The 18821-nt window shown below is 67.3% G+C and carries 16 protein-coding genes and 1 riboswitch; of the genes, 5 read left to right on the forward strand and 11 right to left on the reverse strand.

The genetic code is table 11. From position 1 onward, the window contains the following. The first annotated feature begins 24 nt into the window (after positions 1 to 24). The 3 genes from ACF8ME_RS05285 (at position 25) to ACF8ME_RS05295 (ending at position 3661) form a co-directional block, all read left to right on the forward strand. Positions 25 to 375, forward strand: coding sequence for a hypothetical protein (locus ACF8ME_RS05285; RefSeq protein WP_126312084.1), 351 nt, complete (start codon positions 25 to 27; stop codon positions 373 to 375). 181 nt (positions 376 to 556) lie between these two features. Then, the gene (locus tag ACF8ME_RS05290) at positions 557 to 1750 is read left to right on the forward strand and encodes a helix-turn-helix domain-containing protein (RefSeq protein WP_047326901.1); all 1194 of its coding nucleotides are present in this window, start codon (positions 557 to 559) and stop codon (positions 1748 to 1750) included. A gap of 93 nt (positions 1751 to 1843) precedes the next feature. Next, complete coding sequence (locus tag ACF8ME_RS05295; protein ID WP_047326900.1) at positions 1844 to 3661, forward strand: methyl-accepting chemotaxis protein; 1818 nt, start codon at positions 1844 to 1846, stop codon at positions 3659 to 3661. Between the two features lie 7 nt (positions 3662 to 3668). On the opposite strand, the gene ACF8ME_RS05300 is transcribed toward ACF8ME_RS05295, so the two are convergent. From ACF8ME_RS05300 to ACF8ME_RS05345, 10 genes are all read right to left on the reverse strand, one after another. After that, entirely contained in the window at positions 3669 to 4466 is a 798-nt protein-coding gene (locus ACF8ME_RS05300) for an SDR family oxidoreductase (RefSeq protein WP_392415562.1), read from the reverse strand. A 1-nt stretch (position 4467) separates the two neighbouring features. Further along, positions 4468 to 5478 (reverse strand): ABC transporter substrate-binding protein, encoded by a 1011-nt coding sequence (locus ACF8ME_RS05305; RefSeq protein ID WP_046239925.1) that lies wholly within the window; start codon positions 5476 to 5478, stop codon positions 4468 to 4470. A 38-nt stretch (positions 5479 to 5516) separates the two neighbouring features. After that, entirely contained in the window at positions 5517 to 6278 is a 762-nt protein-coding gene (locus ACF8ME_RS05310) for an ABC transporter permease (protein ID WP_012206326.1), read from the reverse strand. Further along, positions 6275 to 7051: an ABC transporter ATP-binding protein gene (locus ACF8ME_RS05315; RefSeq protein WP_123695279.1), complete on the reverse strand. Its 777-nt coding sequence runs from the start codon at positions 7049 to 7051 to the stop codon at positions 6275 to 6277. The genes ACF8ME_RS05310 and ACF8ME_RS05315 overlap by 4 nt, the downstream gene beginning before the upstream one ends. A 35-nt stretch (positions 7052 to 7086) precedes the next feature. Then, on the reverse strand, positions 7087 to 8574 hold the full coding sequence (locus tag ACF8ME_RS05320; protein ID WP_392415563.1) for an acyl-CoA reductase: 1488 nt from the start codon (positions 8572 to 8574) through the stop codon (positions 7087 to 7089). Continuing rightward, on the reverse strand, positions 8571 to 9689 hold the full coding sequence (locus ACF8ME_RS05325) for a long-chain fatty acid--CoA ligase (RefSeq protein WP_392415564.1): 1119 nt from the start codon (positions 9687 to 9689) through the stop codon (positions 8571 to 8573). Before ACF8ME_RS05325 ends, ACF8ME_RS05320 begins: the two co-directional genes overlap by 4 nt. Positions 9690 to 9755: 66 nt before the next feature. Continuing rightward, positions 9756 to 9847, reverse strand: a riboswitch (TPP riboswitch). 28 nt (positions 9848 to 9875) lie between these two features. Then, on the reverse strand, positions 9876 to 11624 hold the full coding sequence (locus ACF8ME_RS05330) for a YncE family protein (protein WP_392415566.1): 1749 nt from the start codon (positions 11622 to 11624) through the stop codon (positions 9876 to 9878). Positions 11625 to 11724: 100 nt separating this feature from the next. After that, on the reverse strand, positions 11725 to 12774 hold the full coding sequence (locus tag ACF8ME_RS05335) for a DUF418 domain-containing protein (protein ID WP_392415568.1): 1050 nt from the start codon (positions 12772 to 12774) through the stop codon (positions 11725 to 11727). Then, positions 12771 to 13397, reverse strand: a complete 627-nt coding sequence (locus ACF8ME_RS05340) for a TetR/AcrR family transcriptional regulator (protein WP_074924048.1) — start codon at positions 13395 to 13397, stop codon at positions 12771 to 12773. Before ACF8ME_RS05340 ends, ACF8ME_RS05335 begins: the two co-directional genes overlap by 4 nt. A 51-nt stretch (positions 13398 to 13448) precedes the next feature. Further along, a complete protein-coding gene (locus tag ACF8ME_RS05345) occupies positions 13449 to 15278 on the reverse strand; it encodes a CocE/NonD family hydrolase (RefSeq protein ID WP_392415570.1) in 1830 nt (609 codons plus the stop codon). 216 nt (positions 15279 to 15494) lie between these two features. Between ACF8ME_RS05345 and ACF8ME_RS05350 the strand changes: the two genes are divergently transcribed. Then, entirely contained in the window at positions 15495 to 15995 is a 501-nt protein-coding gene (locus ACF8ME_RS05350) for a MarR family winged helix-turn-helix transcriptional regulator (RefSeq protein ID WP_016453244.1), read from the forward strand. Between the two features lie 6 nt (positions 15996 to 16001). Here the strand turns inward: ACF8ME_RS05350 and ACF8ME_RS05355 are convergent, their stop codons facing one another. Next, the gene (locus tag ACF8ME_RS05355) at positions 16002 to 16889 is read right to left on the reverse strand and encodes a 4-hydroxyphenyl-beta-ketoacyl-CoA hydrolase (protein ID WP_016450570.1); all 888 of its coding nucleotides are present in this window, start codon (positions 16887 to 16889) and stop codon (positions 16002 to 16004) included. A 195-nt stretch (positions 16890 to 17084) separates the two neighbouring features. Between ACF8ME_RS05355 and ACF8ME_RS05360 the strand changes: the two genes are divergently transcribed. Continuing rightward, positions 17085 to 18794 (forward strand): tannase/feruloyl esterase family alpha/beta hydrolase, encoded by a 1710-nt coding sequence (locus ACF8ME_RS05360; RefSeq protein ID WP_392415572.1) that lies wholly within the window; start codon positions 17085 to 17087, stop codon positions 18792 to 18794. Positions 18795 to 18821: the final 27 nt, after the last annotated feature.

Consider the following 18821-nt stretch of genomic DNA (forward strand, 5'->3'; position numbering starts at 1 on the left):
TGCGGGCCGCATATCACTCGACTTGTGACAACCCTAGAAAACCCAGGGATTTTCTCGCGGGCCTTTGTGATTTTTCCCATCAGAAAAACCGAGCCGCATCAGCGAATTAAGTCAATGGAGCCGGAGAAAGTTTCGCAAAAAGACAAACGCCTGCGCAATCTGACAAGAGAAAGCTTTTCCAAATGTAAACAATTGTTTATTCAGCCTGTAAGATTCCTCCAGTCAATCAGTGTTTCCCATGGGACAGGCCTGCGCCACCCCACAGATGCATTCATCATGAAAATGCATCAATCGAGCAGGATCATTGATTTTTTCATGCAAGAATTCTTACTCAATCCATCTTTTGACGCACAACATCCACGGCCACCCAGATGAGAGCGCATCCAGATTGTGGAGAATAATATCCGACCATCACCAGCGTACTGATCAGGGAAACAATAAAATCAGCCGGGCCGAGCAATTGCTGCAGGCCTGCAAATGGCCGGAGCCGCCGATATATCCATCATTGGTACTCAGGCATATTCAGGAAGCGCAGGCGATTTTCGAATTGCACCGCATGCCTGACCGCGCGGTGTCGTCGCGCATCGCAGCGGCCTTCATCCATTGCCAGCTGGGTGAGGAGCGCAATGCCATTTCACTGGCCACGGCGGCCATGGCCAATCCCGCGCTGCTGCCGCCCGAGGCCCTGGTGCGCGCCACCTATGTGCTGGCGCTGGCGCATGGCCGGCTGGGCGAGCTCGATACCGCCCTGCAATTGATCGAAGGCAAGGACCATGATTTTGCGCAAATGGCGCCCGGAGACAGCCCCTGGCTCCCCGCCCTGATCACCTGGGCCCGGGCGCAAATCCTCTGGAAGGTCTTTCTTTATAAAAACCACCAGGACCTGTGGTGCGGGCCGCCGCCCGATTCAGGCCTGGTCCAGCTGGGTGCCGCTGCGCCCGACAGCGCTGCCTTGCAGGACCTGCTGGGGAATGTGGGCCGGCAGCTGCCAGCGGGCCTGGCCTGGCCGTACAGCGAGCTGCTGCGGCTGTCGCTCAAGGGGCTGGAGTCGGGCCGGCGCGAGGCTGCCGCCGTGGTCCGCGCCATTGAGCGCATCGGCATCCACTACCAGGCCAAGAACCCGCCCATTGCAGGCTGGGCCTGGCTCAGCAGTGCGCTGGTGCATTGCAGCAAGCGCCAGTACGGACAGGCGCTGCAGGCCGCCGTACTGGCCAAGTCCACGGCGCAGACCTACCAGTTGGAGGGCCTGCACCGCAATGCGCTGGTCTATGAGTACCACATACAGGAAACGCAGGGCGATTTCGCGGGCGCACTGTCCACGCTGAAGGCGCTGAACATCATGCGACTCAAGAGCATGGCCATCAGTCCTTATCTGGAGAAATCACGATTCACGGCCATGGACGAGGCGCGGTTGCATGACCTGGAACCTGCCTATGTGAAACGCGCCCTTCAATACATAGAAGACAACCTGGACAAGAAACTGCTGGTGCAGTCCATTGCCGACCATTGCCGCGTCAGCCGCCGCACGCTGGAAGTTTCATTTCGCCATAGCCGATCATGCAGCATTGGTGAATATATAAGACAAAGCCGTATCCACCTGGCTGCGGAATCCTTGCTGACCACAGATCAAAGCATAGGACAGATTTCCTCCCGGCTTGGATATTCCTCCCTCTCCACATTTTCCAGGGATTTTTCCGGCCATTATGGGATACCGCCATCGGCCTGGGTTCGGCACCACCGGCTGACGTGATTTGAAAAATCCTGGAATGCATATGACGGGCGTGTATTCAGGCCCTACCGATCACCCGAAGCAACACGCAAAGTAGGACGCAAAGGAAGACGCATGAAATATCTGAAGAATATGAAAACGGGCTCCATGCTGGGTCTGGGTTTCTCGGTTCTCATCCTCATCGCGCTGTCGATTGCGCTGCTGGGCCGAGCGCGGCTGATCCAGGCCTCGGACGATGTCTCCTACCTGGCCGACACGCGCATCACCAGCCTGCTCAGGCTGGTGGAGGTCAAGAGCTCGGTGGAGTTCATCTTCCGCGGCGTGCGCAGTCTGGCGCTGATCGAAGACCCTGCGGAAAAGGCCCTGGCCAAGGCCACGCTGGACACGCAGCGCCAGAAGATAGGCCAGCTCATGGAGCAGTTCCGCGAGGGACTGACCACGCCGCAGGGCATCGCCCTGTACGACCGCATGAGGAATGCGCGCACCGCCTACCTGCCGCTGCTGGACCAGTTCATGGCCGCGGCCATGCGGCATGACCTGCCCACCGTCTCGGCCATGCTGGGCAGCAGCGGAGAGTTCCGCAGGCAGCAGGACGCGTTCTTTTCCGCCATCAACGACATGCTGGCCCACCAGCAGGTGCGTGCCACGGAAACGGCCCAGGCCACCGAAGGCAAATCGCTGGCCGCCGGCCGGCAGATGCTGTCGCTGGCCCTGGCCTCGCTGTTGCTGGGTGCGCTGGTGGCCTGGGCCATCACCCGCCGCATCAAGGGCCTGCTCGGTGGCGAGCCGGCCTACGCGGCCCAGGTCACGCAGGAAGTGGCCAAGGGCAACCTGGCGGTGAACGTGCAGCTGCGCCGGGGCGATACCACCAGCCTGCTGGCCAGCCTGGAGGCCATGCGCGCCAGCCTGGCCGGCATCGTCAGCCAGGTGCGCCACAGCAGCGAATCGATTGCCACGGGCGCCAGCCAGATCGCCTCGGGCAACGCCGACCTGAGCGCTCGCACGGAGGAGCAGGCCGCCAACCTGGAGGAGACGGCCGCCTCCATGGAGCAGATGACCGCCACCATTCAGCAGAACGTGGACACGGTGCGCAGCGCCTCGGGCCTGGCCCAGTCGGCCAGCGCCACGGCCGTGCACGGCGGCGAGGTGGTGCATGGCGTGGTCAGCACCATGGAGGACATCACGCACAGCTCGCGCAAGATCGGGGAAATCATCGGCGTGATCGACGCCATTGCGTTCCAGACCAACATCCTCGCGCTCAACGCCGCCGTGGAGGCCGCGCGTGCCGGGGAACAGGGCAAGGGCTTTGCGGTGGTCGCCTCGGAGGTGCGCTCCCTGGCCCAGCGCTGCGCCAATGCGGCCAAGGAGATCAAGGGCCTGATCAGCGAGAGCGTGGGCAAGGTCGCCGCCGGCTCCCGCCAGGTGGCCGAGGCCGGCAGCACCATGAACGACATCGTCACCCAGACGCACCGCGTGGCCGAACTGATCTCCGACATCGGTGCCGCCACGCAGGAGCAGTCCCAGGGCGTGACCCAGGTCAGCGACGCCGTGCAGCAGCTCGACCAGGTGACGCAGCACAACGCTTCCCTGGTGGAAGAGTCTGCCGCTGCTGCCGACAGCCTGAACAAGCAGGCCGCGCAACTGGTGCAACTGGTCAGCGTGTTCCGGCTGGATGAGAACGCGACCCGCCCCCAGGCCGCCCTGTCCAAGTCCACGACAGTGGCAGCGGCCGTGCCGGCGCGTGCACAGACCGCCAGGCCGTCTCCCGCGCTGGCCCCTGCCGTGCCCCGCCCCGCCAAGCCCTTGCGCGCGGCAGCGGCTGCGGCCTCCAGCGCGCCTGTGGCGCTGCCCGCCAAGGCGGCAACACCCCGCCGCGCCACGGCGGCCGGAATGGCCGAGATGGCCGAGGCCGATGAGTGGGAGCAGTTCTAGAACAGGCTCAGCGCATCACCAGGCCGCCATCGACGAACAGTACCTGTCCCGTCATGAAGCCGCTCAGTTCCGAGGCCAGGAACAGCACCGGCCCCGCCACGTCTTCGGGGCTTGCCAGACGGCGCAGCGGCGTGGCGGCCATCAGCGATTCGCGGAAGGACTCGCGCGTGTCCTGCGTGCCCTGCGTGGGATAGACCAGGCCCGGCGCCACGCAGTTGACGCGTATGCCCACGGGCCCCAGCTCGCTGGCCAGGTTGCGGCTGAAGGCCACCAGCGAGGCCTTGGCCGTGGTGTAGTCGTGGTAGGGCACGACGGGGTGCTCCACCAGGTTGCTGGCGATGTTGACGATGCTGCCCCGCGCACGCTGGCGCATCTGCGGCAGCACGGCGCGGCAGACATTGAAGGCCGCGCCCACGGCACCGTCGTACTGGGCTTGGTAGTCGCTCCAGTCCAGGTCGTCGAAGCGGCGGCGGCGCTCGGGGTCGAAGGCGTAGGGTTTGAAGGCGTTGTTGACCACGATGTCGATGGCGCCGGCCTCGCGCGCGATGGCCTCGGCCATGGCCTGGACGGCAGGCTGCGAGCCTACATCGGCCTTGATGGCCCAGGCATCGCCTCCGGCCTGCTTGCCCGCAGCCTGGCAGGCCGCCACGGTCTGCGCGGCGGCAGCGTCGTTGGACAGGTGGTTGACCGCCACGAGGGCGCCCTCGCGCGCGAAGGCGGTGGCAATGGCTGCGCCTATGCCGCGGCCGGCGCCGGTGACCAGCACCACCTTGCCTTGCAGTCCCAGGGAAGACGGCTGTGCCATCTCAGGCCCCGGGCAGCAGGCTGGTGTCCACCACGTCGGACACCTTGATCTGCCTTTGCACCATGCCCAGCGCGCGGTAGGCGTCGGCGCCCTTTTGCAGGGCGGCCAGGTCGAAACTGCCCAGCGGCTTGCCGGCCTGCAGCGGCTGCGAAGACGCATTGCGCAGGCGGATCACGTCCAGGTTGATATCGCGCTGGGTGCCGTCGATGGCGTGCTTGCCGGCCAGCGTGGCGGCTTCCTCGGGGTTGGCCATCATCCAGGCGGCGCTGTCGCGGTAGCCCTTGAGGAAGGCGCGCAGCAGGTCCTTCTTGTCGCGCAGCGTGTCCTCGCGCACCACGAACATGTCGCTGGAGATGTTCAGGTGGTCGCGCACCTGCATCACATCGACCTCGCCAATGCCTTTGCGCAGGCCCACGGCCAGGCCGGTGTCGGTGGCGGCCGTGGCATCGACCTGGCCCTGCATCAGCGGCGCGAAGTTGAGCAGGCCGGTGACGACGATGGTCACGTCCGACTCCTTGAGGCCGGCCTGGTGCAGCATCACCAGCAGGTTCTGGCGCGTGCCGCTGGACAGGCTGTAGACGCCGATCTTCTTGCCCTTGAGGTCCGCCGGCTTGCGGATGCCCGCCGACTTGAGCGAGACCACGTTGAACACGTTCTGCGGGTAGATGTCGTAGATGGCGACCAGCTTCTCGCCCTTGTCCAGCGCCATGAAGAAGGAGCCGGGATCGGTGAAGGCCACATCGGCCTGGCCGCTGAGCATGTTGCGGATGGCGTCGCCGCCGCCCGCGCCGGGCAGGTAGGCCAGCTCCACGCCCTGGGCCTTGAAGAAGCCCTTGTCGGGCTCGGCCAGGATGTTGGTGATCTCGCTGATGGGCTTGCTCCAGCCCGCCAGGCGGATCTTGCCTTGCACAGGAGCGGCCAGGCAATTGCCGGCCAGCGCCAGGCCGGCAAAACCGGCAGAGGCGCCCAGCAGGCTGCGGCGGGTGAGGAAGGGGGATTGCGGTGTGTGCATGGCGCTTGGGGAAAAGGTTGCGGAAGTGTTCAGGATGGTCAGGCGGCGCGCGAGCGCAGCAGCCGGCGCTCCAGCACCAGGCAGGCCTGGTACAGCAGCAGGCCCATGGCGGCGATCAGCACCAGGGCGGCGAACATGAGGGTGGTGTCCATCATTCCCTGGGCGGCAATGACCACGGCGCCCAGGCCGCGGCTGGCGCCCATGAACTCGGCCACCACGGCGCCGACCAGGGCCAGCACCACGGCCACGCGCAGGCCCGCAAGAATGGCGGGCAGGCCCGTGGGCAGCTTCAGGCGCAGCAGCGTCTGCAGCCGCGTGGCGCCCAGCATGCGAAACAGCTGCAGGCGCTGGGCATCAACCTGGCGCAGGCCGGTCAGGGTGTTTTCCATCAGCGGGAAAAAGCAGATCAGCGCCGTGATCAGCACCGTGGGCAGCATGCCGAAGCCGAACCACAGCACGAACAGCGGCGCCAGCGCCAGCTTGGGCACGACCTGGCTGACCACCACGTAGGGCTTGAGCACACGCTCCAGCAGCTCGGATTCAGCCAGGGCCATGCCCGCCAGCAGACCGATCGCGCTGCCGGCAGCCAGCCCCAGCAGCAGGGCCTGGAGCGTCGCCCGGATGTGCGGCCAGAAATAGCCCGTGGCCAGCCCCGTCCACAGCGATGCCGCAATGGCCGAGGGCGCCGGCAGCACCAGGGCGGACAGGCCCCATTGCCGCACCAGCAGCTCCCACAGGCCCAGCAGGACCAGCGCCAGCGCGGCGGCCAGCAGGCGGGCATGGAACAAGGACACCGTCATGCCGCCGTCCTGTCCATGGCTGCGCGCACGCGGGCGCAGTGCTCGTTGAACGCCGGCCCGTGGCGCATGGCCTGGGTGCGCGGCGCGGGCAGATCGACCGCCATATCGGCCACGATGCGCCCGCCGTGCATGAGGGCGATGCGGTCGCCCAGGTAGACGGCCTCGTTGATGTCGTGGGTGACGAAGAGCACCGTGGTGCCGCGCTCGCGGCAGGTGCGCAGCAGGTCGTCTTGCAGCTCGGCGCGCGTGATGGCGTCCAGCGCGGCAAAGGGCTCGTCCAGCAGCAGCAGCGGCGGGTCCAGCACCAGCGCCCGTGCCAGCGCCACGCGGCTTTGCTGCCCGCCCGAGAGATGGCGCGGATGGCGCTGCGCATGGCTGGCCAGGCCCAGCTGCTCCAGCAGCGCCAGCGCGCGCTGCTCGTCCTGCGGCGCGGGGCGCCTTTGCAGCGACACGGGCAGCAGCACATTGCCCAGCGCCGTATGCCACTCCAGCAGCGTGGGCGCCTGGAACATGAAGCCCAGCTGCGGGCCGGGCTCGGCCAGCTCGGCGCCACGCAGCAGGATGCGGCCCGACTGCGGCCTGAGCAGCCCCGCCGCCAGCTTGAGCAAGGTGGTCTTGCCGCAGCCGCTGCGGCCCAGCAGGCAGTGGATCTCACCGGCCTGCACGCGCCAGTCCACGCCGTCCACCACCGGCGGGCGGCCCGGGTAGGTGAACACCACCTGTTCGATATCGAGAAACGCCATGCCGTCAGCCCCGTCTGTGATGCCCGTCATGCCCGTCGTGCCCGTCGTGCCGGTGTGCATGGATGTCAATCCGCATACGGGGCGAACGGCTGCGCCGCCGCCTCGGCAGATTGCTCTATCTCGGTCATGCGCACCAGGTCCAGCAGGTTGAAGCGGCCGTCATGGTGCCAGCCGGCCTCGGGCATGCTCATGGAGCCGATGGCACTGATGCGCGTGACGCCGGCCGCGCCCAGCAGGCCCGCCAGCCGGTACAGCTGCTCGGGCGAGGCGGCAATGCCGGCCGTCTGCAGGTAGTCGCGCTGCGCGGCCACCACGGGCACGGCGTCATCCAGGCGGTCCACGCCCACCACGGCAATCGTGCGGTACAGGGCCGTGGGCGCCAGCGGCTGCAGGCTGTCGCTGTACGCCACGCTCCAGGGCGCGTCCACCGGACCCAGCAGTTGCTGTTCGTCACCTGACCATTCCACGGCCTGCTGCCAGCGGGCCACGGCGGCGCCCTCCTCCAGCTCCAACGGCCGGCGCGCAAAGCGCCGCTGCAGGTTGGCCAGTTCGGCCGCCAGGTAGTCGGCAAAGGCACGCGCAGAGACTGGGGCGCCGCGCTCCACGTAGAAGACATGGGGCGAGTAGCAGCCCTGCTGGTCATAGCGCATCACGTCCCAGGCCGCCAGCCGCGCCACGGCGGGCGCCTTGAGCGTGTCCAGCGCATGGGCGCCCACCATGCCGAAGCCCAGCTTGTGGCCGTGCGGCAGAAAGCGCGTGGTCACGGGCAGGCGCTGGCGCAGCGCCTGCAGCGTCTGGTTGCCGCCGTAGGCGAGCACGGTGTCGGCCTCGGCGTGGAGCGCGGCGGCGGCATCTCCATTCGCGCCCTCCGCCCCATCCACGCCCCCCGCACCGCTCCACCACACCACGGCCAGGCAATCGGCCAGCGGCGGATGCACCTCGGCCAGCAGCCGTGCGAACCAGCCCGCGAACAGCGGCTCGGCGCTGGCCAGCTTGCCAATGGCGGGCGCCTTGACCAGCAGGCCGCAGACCAGGCTCCACAGGGACAGCGCAGGCACATTGCCGGCCCAGCTGTGCATCAGCAGGTCGGGCCCGAAGGCGCGCACCGCGCCGCCCTTGGGCGCGGGCTGGAAGCCGTCCAGCACGGCCGGGTTGGCAAAGTCCTCGGCCACGAAGCGCCGCAGCTGCGCGGCGCGAAAGGTCTTGAAGAAGCCCGTCAGTCCCAGGCGCACCATGTCGGCGTCATAGCCGCTGACCACGGGCAGCCAGGTCTCGGCCTGGCGCCGATAGGGATCGCTGCGGTCCAGCAGGCGGGCGATGGCGCGGTCGATGGCGTCGATGATCTCGGCCACGGGCATGGCCCTGAGGTGGCGGTCGGCGGCACGGCGCATGTGGGCTGCCAGCGCATGCATCTGCGGGCCGGTCAGCAGGGGCACGGAGACTTCCAGCCGCACGCCGCCGCGTTCGAAGGGCAGCACATGCCACTGCACCTCGTCCTCGCGCAAACCAGGCAGTTCGGGCAGGTAGCCGGCCGTGATCCGCTCGATGTTCATGCAGCAGCGGCCTTCACGAATTCATCGACCGCCAGCGAGCAGCCCTTGGCCGCTGCGCCCTCGGCACGCCCCAGCAACAGGAAACCGCTGTTCTCGCCATGGCCGGCCCACAGGCCCACGTCCTCGGTGAGGATGGTGGTGACCGCGTTGTAGTTGGCCAGGTCGCAGTGCACGAGAATGCCGCGCTCGCCGGGCGCCACGCTGCGGCCGGTGACGGGCTCGACCAGGCGCGAGCGTATCCAGTGCGGCCCCGACTTGACCGAGGGCAGCGTGGCATTGCCGTCGTCATAGAACTGCGTGCTCAACTCGGTCATGCCGTACATGTTGATGCAGTGGCTGCGCGGCACGCCCAGCAGCCGGGACAGGTCGGCGTAGAAGTCCTCCAGCGGCAACTCGCGCGACTGGCCCTTGTAGCCGCCCGTGTCCAGGATGCGGCTGCCCGGCGGCAGACGGAAGCTGCGGCCTTGCTCGCGCAGCGCGTCCATCACATGCACCAGGCTGAAGCTGGCGCCCAGCAGCGCATAGGGGCGGCCGCTGCGCTCGGATTCCTCCAGCACGGCGCACAGGCCGGGCATGTCCAGGCCGTCGGGGGTGAGGAAGTAGCGGCTGTCGGTAGTGCCGAATTCCGTCTTGGCCAGCGCCAGGTAGTGGGCCAGCGAAGAGTTGGGCATGGCCTGCTCGTCGGGAAAGAGAATGCCCATGGGCAGGCGCTCGTGCCCGGCCATGAAGCGCTGCGCGAAGTTGCGCGTCATCGACGCATCGTAGACATCGAGCGCGGGATGGAAGTGGCGCCCGCGCGAAGACAGCCCCTTGGCCTGGCCCGTGGTGCCGCTGGTCATGAACACGCGCTCCGCGGGCGAGGCCGGCTCGCTGCGCAGTTCCATGGCCTTGAACGCATCGATGGGCACGGCGGGAATGTCGCTCCAGGTCTTCACATTGCGCAGCGTGGCGCCGCGCCGCTGGCAGAAGCTGCGAAACGGCGCATTCGATTCGTATTGGTAGGCGAACAGCCGCAGGGCCAGTGCATCGAACTGCTCGTCGGTGCAGCCGTCCATGGCAATGAATGCAATCAGGTCTGCGACCAGAGAAGCCGCCTGGGGCCGGGCCTTGTCCATGGAATTCCTTCGAGAGCTGGGACGTGATGCTCCGAAGGCGCCCCGCCCGTGGCGCATGGGCGGCCACGCAGGGGTGCAAGCTCTTCTTCCGCCGGAATGACCCGGTTCAAGTTCTCGGGTGTGGATCTCAGCACTGGCGTGCACCCCGGAGCGGAGAGCTATCTTACAGCAGGGTCGCCAACCCCGTCAGGCCAGCAGGCGAACCACAAAACCCAGCAAGGTCGCGACATACAGCAGCACCAAGGCCTTGCCCAGCACACCGCTGTTGGACCAGAAGTGGCGTGCCACGGCGAAGTCCCAGGCGCCATCGCGCACCTGCAGCTGCGGCAACCGCGCCAGGATCTCGCGCCTGAACGCGGCCTCGTCGAACAGGGGACTGCCATTGAGTCGCAGGGGAATGGCGCGAAGGCCCATCCACAGATGCTGGCGCGTGCAGGTGACGCGACTGGCATCGAATTTGCGGGTCCTGCGTGCCATGCGTACCGCGATCCGATGCCCGTCCGTGGCTATGCGCATGGTCTCCAGCTGCTTGAGCTTGCGCCAGAGCCATGCATACAGACACAGCGGCAACACGGCCAAAAGCACCAGCAGGACACCGAGCATGCCCGTTGGATCGCACGATTTGTCCGGACCGCAGTCGCGCTGGTGCAAAAGCGGCAAGAACCAATAGACCATACCGCCAGCGACCAGGCAATGCAGAACGCCAACCATGGCAAGCGCACGCCTGCGCTTCACGGTGCTGCCCGCAAGCGCCGTGACCGAAGTGACCAGCGGTTTTCCTTCCGAGGCTTGAGAAGCCTGCGCGGCGTGCTGGGACGGTGAGGGAGCCACTGCCGCGCTGGAGGCTTCGGTGTCGCCCACTTCCTGCCAGCGTTTGCCGCCCAATTGGCGCAATTCCCCCGCCTTCCAGGCAAGCCATAGTCCCAGAGCCATCAATACCCCGATGCTGCCCAGCAGGAACGAAGGCAACCGCCTGCCCCATTCATAGGACGAGCGGGCAGACGCCAACTCGCCGCGGAATGGAGCATCCCCGAAAGGCTCCAGCACGCGGCCGTCCAGATCCACGCGATGGACGATGAATTGGGTCATGTCCGGCAGCAAGAACTCCTGACCCACCATGGCGATGGCGTTCGGGTCCTGGTCGGGCGAAAGCGGCAGCACCCGTTCAGGCCTCAACTGGGAATCCATCAACAGCAGATCTGCTCCCCGCATGCCCGAGTCTGCGACCAGCACCCATAGACGCTGCTGGCCATCCAGCTGCATGGCGAACGGGAAGCGGCGCCCGGAACGCAGGCCCGCATATTCCACGGGAAATGCGGCAGGCGCGGCCTGGGTACTCTGTGCCGTATCGATTTGCGCAATCTGATGGCGGTTGGTATTGGCCACCCACATGCGCTCGCCTACCTGCAGCGTCTGATTCGGAAAGCGCAGGCCTTCGCTGTAGGTCTTGAGCAGCACATAGGCTTGCGCTGCACTGGAAGCGGCCTCGCGCTGGTAAACGAGAACGCGGTGATTGGATGCGTCGGAGACCACAATCTGCGCTTCATCGGCCGTTACCCGCATCCAGCGATAGCCACCGCGTGTGGACAAATCGGGCAGACCCAGCGCCACGCAGCGCTGCATTGCCAGATCGCAGCGATGCACACGTCCCTGGTCATGCGCCCAAAGCGTCTTCTCTCCAATGAACTGAAGGCTGCTGACCGATGGGGTCAAACCCAATTGCGCCAACTCCAGACGCTGCAGGCGTGTGCCCTGCCGATCAAACTGATGCAAAGCGCCATGGCTTTGAATCCACACTGTATTGCCTTGGATTGAGGGAAGCCTGGGGCCCAATGGGTCGGGCAACAGCCACCCCCGAAAGACAAAGGCCAGGATCAGCAGGCATTGCAGCCCGATCACAGCCCTGAGCCATTTCTTGTAAACCGCCTCAGCCATTGAATCTCCCCCATTTTTGAATGGAGGCAAGTGTAGACAAACAAGGCATTGCGGCCATCAAAACGATGACTTCATTCGAGCGCAATTTCCAAACTGTGGATCAACCCAGTGCCGTCAGCCGCCGCATCACCCATTCCACGGGCCCCTGCGCCACCTTCTTGCTCCAGGCCCAGGCGGCCAGGCTGGCGATGATCACGTACAGCGCGGCGGCCACGGCCACTTCGCGCAGGCTGCGTGAGCCGTCCAGCGCGCCCATGGCCTCCAGCAGCCCCATGCCGATGAGGATGTGGGCCAGGTACAGGGTCAGCGTCATGCGCCCGGCCGGCAGCAGGCCGCGCCACGGTCCACCGGGCCAGCGGTCGGCCAGCCGCAGGCAGGCGCCGATGGCAATGCTGGCGCAGCCCAGGCCCATCAGCAGGTAGGCCGGGCCGGGCGGCATGGGGCCGGTGGCCAGCCAGGGAGCCCAAGCGCTGCGGGCCGCAAGCGCCGAGACGGCGCAGGCCAATCCCACCATCACGCCACCCGCAGCCACCAGACCCCATTGCACGCGCGGCTCGGCCAGCGGCAGGCGCGCCAGCAGCATGCCGCACAGGAAGAACGCAAACCACGGCAGCACCGGATGGAAGCCGTTGAACAGCAGGTTGCGCGCAAAGCCGGCCGGCTCCCACAGGCCCTGGTAGGACAGGCTGGCCCAGTCCCAGCCCTGGCTGTAGTCCAGCTGCAGCAAGGCCCAGGCGGACAGCATGGCCACGGCCGCCATGCCGGCCAGCAGCGCCCTTGCGCCGGCCTGCAGCCAGGCGATGGCCAGCACGAAGTAGACCGCGTAGTAGTGAATGATGTCGGCCGGAAAGATCACCAGGTTCATGCCACCGGCCACCAGCAGGAACAGCGCGCGGCGCAGCGTCCAGAGGCGCGCCGTGGCCGGCTCCAGCGAGCGCGTGGCCAGCACCAGGCCCAAGCCTGCCAGCACCACGAAGGTGGCCGAGGCCTTGCCCTCCAGGAAATGGAAGAACGACAGCAGCCAGCCAGGCTCCTGCAGCGCGGGATGCATGGCCTGCTTGAAGTTGACGAACACCATGCCTGCCAGCGCCAGGTAGCGCGCCAGGTCCAGCCCCGCCAGGCGGGCGCCCCTGCCGGTGGCATGCCTCATGTCGCGTCTCCCTGTGCCTCGCCTCCAAGAAGGCAGGACAGCAAGGCGGGATGCAGCACATCGACCCCTTCATCCGCCCCCGCGTCTTCTTGCGGCGTCACCGCCAGCGCAAAGCGCAGCGCATCGCTTTCCACGGCATCCAGCAGCAATTGCGCGGCCAGGCGCACGGGCACGGCGGGCCGCAAGAGGCCCTGCTGCGCCCCGCGCTCCATGAAGCCTGCCAGGCCGTCGAGCATGCGCCTGCGGTTGGCCTCGAAGGCCGGCGCCAGCCCGGGCGAACGCGCGATCTCGGACAGGCACTCGGCGCTGAGCACGGCCCATTCCCGCTGGCGGCACAGCGCCTGGTAGGCGACCAGGAATTGCGCCACCACCGGCAGCGAAGGGGCTGCGGCCCGCTCCAGCGCCTGAAGCAAGGGCAGCAGCTCGGTCTGCTCCTGCGTGGCGACCTCGGCAATCAAGGCCTCCTTGCCGTCGAAGTGGTTGTACAGGTTGCCCAGGCTCACCGAGGCGGCCTGCGCAATGTCGCGCATGCTGGTGCAGTGAAAGCCGCGCTCCACGAAGCACTGCAGGGCCGCCTGCACGATGAGGGCCCTGCGCTCGCTGATGTCTTCCTTCTTTTTCATGCCCCGAATGATGAACGAACGTTCATTCATGGTCAACACCGGGGCACGAAGTCACAGCGGCGGCATGGGGCCCACGCCCGAAGGAACGGCCTCCTCGTTGGGCCTGCAGGGCTGGCGCAGCATGCGCCGGCAGTCCGGCAGTTGCCGCTCATGGGCATAGGCGATATGGCCCAGCACGATCTTCGACGGCCGGCTGCGGTCCAGCCAGACGGTGTTGGTCGAAGGCGTGGACAGATGGTCGAAGGCCCAGTACCCGGTCTGCGAAGGCGTGTCCAGGGTCACGCGCAGGCTGGAGCCCGCGCGGAACACATGGGCGAATTTCTGGATTTCCACGCGCATCAGCGTGGGCTCGCCGGGGCGCAGCGGGCGCACGGCGGCCTCGGTGAAATCGCCCCAGGGCCGCAAGGCGGTGGAGCGCTGGCCGTCCAGCGCGCGCATGGAGGCACGCAGCCAGCCGCGCTGCACGAACATCTCCTGGCCGTCGGGACGCACCTCCGAGACGGTGACCTGCACATCGGTATCGCCGGCCGTGGCGCTGAGCCACAGGTCCAGCGAGGCCTCGCCATAAAAGCTCAGCGCGCGCGGCAGCGGGGCCGTGGTAAAGCGCAGCAGGCCCTGCCCGGAGGGGCTGGCCATCCATTGGCCCGCGCCGGACTCGGTGTCCGCGTCGGGATGGTTGGCATCGGCGCCCGGCAGCGGGTAGCGGTAGCTGGCCGATTGGCGCTCGGCCTGCGGCGGCGCATCGCCCAGCCCGCCGCCCGGCTGCAGCCACAGCGTCATGGGCGTGACGCGCACGGGCAGCCGGTCAAAGCTGGCCACGGCCGAGGGGCGCAGCTGCCCATAGTCGCCCCCACCGTTCATCCACTGCATTTCCTGCGCCAGCAGCACGCGCGGCGTGTGCTCGAAGCCGTTGCTCTCGCCCTTGAGAAAGCGCGCGTAAAAACGCTTCATGGTCTCGCGAATAAAGGGGGCGTTGTCGGTGTGGTGGTCGCCGTTGGAGCTGATCAGCCACATCTTGTCCGGGGCGATGCTGTCCTCGTAGTAGCCCATGCGGGTGCCCACCTGCTCGTCCTGCCAGGACTGGGTGCCCAGCGTGGGGATGTCGATGCGGTGCGTGGAGTTCATGGCGCTCTTGCGCGCGTAGCGGGCGCCGAAGAAGCGGTCCTCGTCCAGCCAACGCGCCATGTCCAGGTCAGGGCGCTGGATCTTGCGGATGTTGTCCTCCACGACCTGGGCGCATCCGGTATCGCCGTCCAGCGCCTTGGCGTCCTCGGCGGCCTTGCGCCATATCGCGGGGAACTGCCCCCACCAATTGGCGGGAAAGCCGATGTTCTGGATGCCGCCCGGATAGGCCACGTCGCGGTAGGGATCGGCCACGTTCTTGCCAGGTGCAATCGCCTTGAGGCTGGGCGGACGCTGGGCCGCCACCCACAGCTGGTCGTAGCCCGAGTATGAATAGCCCACCATGCCCACCTTGCCCGTGGACCACGCCTGGCGCGCAGCCCACTCCACCGCGTGCGCCCCGGCCGCGCCCACGGAGGCGTCGGCCCACTGGTTCTCGCCCGTGGAGCAGCCCGTGCCGGGCACGTTCAGGCCCATCACGGCATAGCCTTCCTTGGTCCATTCCTGGGTGGTCTGGTCGGTGACCGAGCCCGATCCGTAGCCGTCGTACTCCATCAGCACGGGAAACGGCCCCGGCCCCTTGGGAAAGACCACCGAATAGCGCATCTTGTTGCCGTCAGGCAGCTGGATGTAGCCCCAGATGCGCGGCCCGGGGTTGGTGCTGCCCGACGAGCCCCCGCCGCAGGCCGCAAGGCCCAGGGCAAGGGTGGCGATGCCGGCCGCGCCGAGCCACGCGCGGGAATGGCGAAAAGTCATCATGGATGGTCCTCCTGGTTGCTGATGCAGTCATGCCCGCAAGGGGGCAGGCCGCAATGTAGGACCGTCCGGGCGCATGGCGCACGCGCAGGCTGAAGGGGGGCTGAAGCACGCCTGAAGACAGGCTGAAGGCGAACGCGGCCAATCGCCACGGCCTTAGGCCCCGGACCACGGCAGCCGCGCGCCACACTATGATTCGATTTTCAGTTCCTTGACCCCATGCCCCGCGCCCGCACATCCAAGCCCGCTCCGTCCGAAGAGAACACGGCCCCGTCCGGCACCACAGCGCCGGGGCCGTCCATCGACGCCTCTTTCCTGCACACCCTGGTCGGCTACAACGCCCGGCGTGCCTCGATGTCCATCATCGAGGTGTTCGTGGAGCGCATGGCCACCCACGATCTCAAGATGGTGGAGTTCTCCGTGCTGTCCCTGGTGTCCCACAACCCCGGCATCACCTCGCGCCAGCTGTGCACGGCGCTGGACGTGATGCCGCCCAACCTGGTGGGCCTGATCGCCGCGCTGGAGCGGCGCAAGCTCATCGAGCGCCGCCCCCATCCCACAGACCGCCGCGCCGTGGGCGTGCACCTGACGCCGGCCGGCGCCGAACTCACGGCCCAGGCAGAAAGAACGGCGGCCCAGCTGGAGATGGATGCCACCTACCGCCTGACCGATGCCGAGCGCAAAACGCTGATCCAGCTGCTGCAGAAGATCTACAACTGAGCGCGCTCAGTCCGCCTTCTGCGCGGCGGGCCGGTCCAAGCCCAGCAGCCGCACCGCATTGCCCTTGAGGATGCCGGGCATCACCTCGGGCTTGAAGCCGGCTTCCTGGAAATCCTTCATCCAGCGCTCGGGCGTGATCAGGGGATAGTCGCTGCCGAAGAGCACGCGGTCCCTGAGCAGGGTGTTGGCGTACTGCACCAGCTGCCGGGGAAAGTACTTGGGGCTCCAGCCCGACAGATCGATCCAGACATTGGGCTTGTGCAGGGCCACGGACAGGGCCTCGTCCTGCCAGGGAAAGCTGGGGTGGGCCATCACGATCTGCATGTCGGGAAAGTCGATGGCCACGTCGTCCAGGTGCATGGGATTGCTGTAGGCCAGGCGCAGGCCGCCGCCGCAGCGCATGCCGCTGCCAATGCCGCTGTGGCCCGTGTGGAAGATGGCCGGCAGTTGGTGCTCGGCCACCACCTCGTAGATCGGCCAGGCCATGCGGTCGTAGGGATGGAAGCCCTGCACCGTGGGGTGGAACTTGAAGCCCCTGACGCCCTCTTCCTCGATCAGCCGCCGCGCCTCGCGCGCGCCCATGCGGCCCTTGTGCGGATCGATGCTGGCGAAGGCCACCATCATGTCGCTGTTGGCCCGCGCAGCCTCGGCGATCTCCTCGTTGGGAATGCGGCGCCGGCCCAGCTGCGATTCGCTGTCCACCGTGAACATCACCAGGCCCAGGTTGCGCTCGCGGTAATAGGCCACGGTCTCGGCGATGGTCGGGCGCCGGCCGTTGCCGAAGTACTTGTCGGCGGCGCGGTCGTACTCCTCGCCGTAGTTGTCGAACGGGTTCCAGCAGCTCACCTCGGCGTGCGTGTGGATGTCGATGGCAATGAGTTTTTCGTGGTCCATGTCTGTCTCCTGTGCGGCCTGCTGCCTGCCCCGCAATCAAGGGGAAGTCCCAATAAGAAATTCGCAAAGGCCGCTTGAATTGGTTATTAAATATAACCAAAATCGCGGCCATCAGAAAGCGATGCAGATGCAGGCAACGGCTGCCACGCAACGGATTCGCGCTGAGGCTTCACACCACCTTCCGAGGAGACAGACATGGACAGAAAGATCCACAAGACCCGTTCCCCCGCCTTGCCGGCCGCGCTGGCCGCCGCCCTGCCCGCCCTGCTGCTGTCGGCCTGCGGCGGCTCGAGCGACGGCATCGCGCAGCTGGCCGAGGCCCGCCCCGCCACGCTGCTGTCGTGCACGGACCTGGCCGCGAAAATATCCTTCCCCAACACCCGCATCACGGCCGCCGAGACCGTGGCCGCCGGCACGCTGGCGGTGGCGGGCAAGCCCATTGCCGAGCACTGCCGCGTGACCGGCCGCATGCACGAGCGCGTCAGCACCGTGGATGGCCAGAACTACGCCGTGGGCTTCGAGATGCGCCTGCCGCGCGACTGGAACGGGCGCTTCTTCTACCAGGCCAACGGCGGGCTGGACGGCGTCGTGAGCACGGCCGTGGGCGCGCTGGGCGGCGGGCCGCTGGGCAATGCGCTGCAGATGGGCTTTGCCGTGCTCAGCTCCGATGCGGGGCATGCAGGCAGCCTGGGTCCCTTCTTCGGCCTGGACCCGCAGGCGCGGCTGGACTATGGCTACCAGGCCGTGGGCAAGCTCACGCCCATGGCGCGCAGCGCGCTGCAGACGGCCTATGGCAAGGGGCCTGACCGCTCCTACCTGGGCGGCTGCTCCAACGGCGGGCGCCACGCCATGGTGGCGGCCTCGCGCTATGCCGACCAGTACGACGGCATCATCGCCGGCAACCCCGGCACGCGCCTGCCGCTGGCGGCCATTGCCAACATTGCCGGCGCCCAGGGCTATGCGAAGCTGGCGACCACGCCCTCGGACCTGGGCACGGGCTTCACCCAGGCCGAGCGCCGCCTGGTCAGCCAGGCCGTGCTGGCCCGGTGCGATGCGCTGGACGGGGCCACCGACGGCATGGTGCAGGCCGGCGCAGCCTGCCAGGCGAGCTTCGACCTGTCGCGCGATGTGCCCACCTGCGGCGGTGCGCGCGACGGCAGCTGCCTCAGCGCCGAGCAAAAGAGCACCATTGCCGGCCTGTTCAAGGGCGCCACCACCAGCGGCGGCAGCCGCATCTACAGCAGCTTCCCATATGACGCGGGCCTGGATACGGCCGGCTGGGCCGGCTGGAAATTCTCCAACCCCATCAGCCGCGACTCCGGTGCCGTGGCCTTCATCTGGCAGACGCCGCCGGAAAGCGCCGCCAGCTTCAACGACGCGCAGTTCGCCCTCAACGGCAGCGTGGACAGCATGCTGGCCAAGGTGCAGGCGACCAACGGCACCTTCACGGAAAGCGGCCTGTCGCTGATGATGCCGCCCGACTACGGCAAGCTGCCCGTGCTGCGCAACCGGGGCGCCAAGCTCATGGTCTACCACGGCACGGCCGACCCCATCTTCTCCAGCGATGACACCGTGCAGTGGTACGACACGCTGCGCCGCAACCATGGCGACGCCGCCGACTTCGCCCGCCTGTACCTGGTGCCCGGCATGAACCACTGCAGCGGCGGCCCGGCCACCGATCAGTTCGACATGCTCAGCTCCCTCGTGGCCTGGGTGGAGAAAGGCCAGGCGCCGGACCGCGTGATCGCCAGTGCGCGCGGCGCGGGCAACGCGGGCGGCGCCAACGCCGACCTGCCCGCCAACTGGTCGCCCACGCGCACCCGGCCGCTGTGCCCCCATCCGCTGGCCGCCCGCTACAACGGCAGCGGCGACATGGAAAGCGCTGCCAGCTTCAGTTGCCGCTGACCATGCACTGAAGGCGGGCGGCGCCTG

Origin of the sequence: Delftia sp. WSY_7, assembly GCF_043104845.1 — a bacterium.
Lineage (GTDB): Bacteria > Pseudomonadota > Gammaproteobacteria > Burkholderiales > Burkholderiaceae_C > Comamonas > Comamonas tsuruhatensis.

Excerpts from the sequence above, each read along its gene's own strand:
- ACF8ME_RS05350 (WP_016453244.1), top strand. The coding sequence starts at position 15,495 with ATGCCCCGCGCCCGCACATCCAAGCCCGCTCCGTCCGAAGAGAACACG.
- ACF8ME_RS05310 (WP_012206326.1), bottom strand. The coding sequence starts at position 6,278 with ATGACGGTGTCCTTGTTCCATGCCCGCCTGCTGGCCGCCGCGCTGGCG.
- ACF8ME_RS05300 (WP_392415562.1), bottom strand. The coding sequence starts at position 4,466 with ATGGCACAGCCGTCTTCCCTGGGACTGCAAGGCAAGGTGGTGCTGGTC.
- ACF8ME_RS05315 (WP_123695279.1), bottom strand. The coding sequence starts at position 7,051 with ATGACGGGCATCACAGACGGGGCTGACGGCATGGCGTTTCTCGATATC.
- ACF8ME_RS05320 (WP_392415563.1), bottom strand. The coding sequence starts at position 8,574 with ATGAACATCGAGCGGATCACGGCCGGCTACCTGCCCGAACTGCCTGGT.
- ACF8ME_RS05340 (WP_074924048.1), bottom strand. The coding sequence starts at position 13,397 with ATGAAAAAGAAGGAAGACATCAGCGAGCGCAGGGCCCTCATCGTGCAG.
- ACF8ME_RS05345 (WP_392415570.1), bottom strand. The coding sequence starts at position 15,278 with ATGATGACTTTTCGCCATTCCCGCGCGTGGCTCGGCGCGGCCGGCATC.
- ACF8ME_RS05295 (WP_047326900.1), top strand. The coding sequence starts at position 1,844 with ATGAAATATCTGAAGAATATGAAAACGGGCTCCATGCTGGGTCTGGGT.
- ACF8ME_RS05330 (WP_392415566.1), bottom strand. The coding sequence starts at position 11,624 with ATGGCTGAGGCGGTTTACAAGAAATGGCTCAGGGCTGTGATCGGGCTG.
- ACF8ME_RS05360 (WP_392415572.1), top strand. The coding sequence starts at position 17,085 with ATGGACAGAAAGATCCACAAGACCCGTTCCCCCGCCTTGCCGGCCGCG.
- ACF8ME_RS05355 (WP_016450570.1), bottom strand. The coding sequence starts at position 16,889 with ATGGACCACGAAAAACTCATTGCCATCGACATCCACACGCACGCCGAG.
- ACF8ME_RS05290 (WP_047326901.1), top strand. The coding sequence starts at position 557 with ATGCCTGACCGCGCGGTGTCGTCGCGCATCGCAGCGGCCTTCATCCAT.
- ACF8ME_RS05335 (WP_392415568.1), bottom strand. The coding sequence starts at position 12,774 with ATGAGGCATGCCACCGGCAGGGGCGCCCGCCTGGCGGGGCTGGACCTG.
- ACF8ME_RS05325 (WP_392415564.1), bottom strand. The coding sequence starts at position 9,689 with ATGGACAAGGCCCGGCCCCAGGCGGCTTCTCTGGTCGCAGACCTGATT.
- ACF8ME_RS05305 (WP_046239925.1), bottom strand. The coding sequence starts at position 5,478 with ATGCACACACCGCAATCCCCCTTCCTCACCCGCCGCAGCCTGCTGGGC.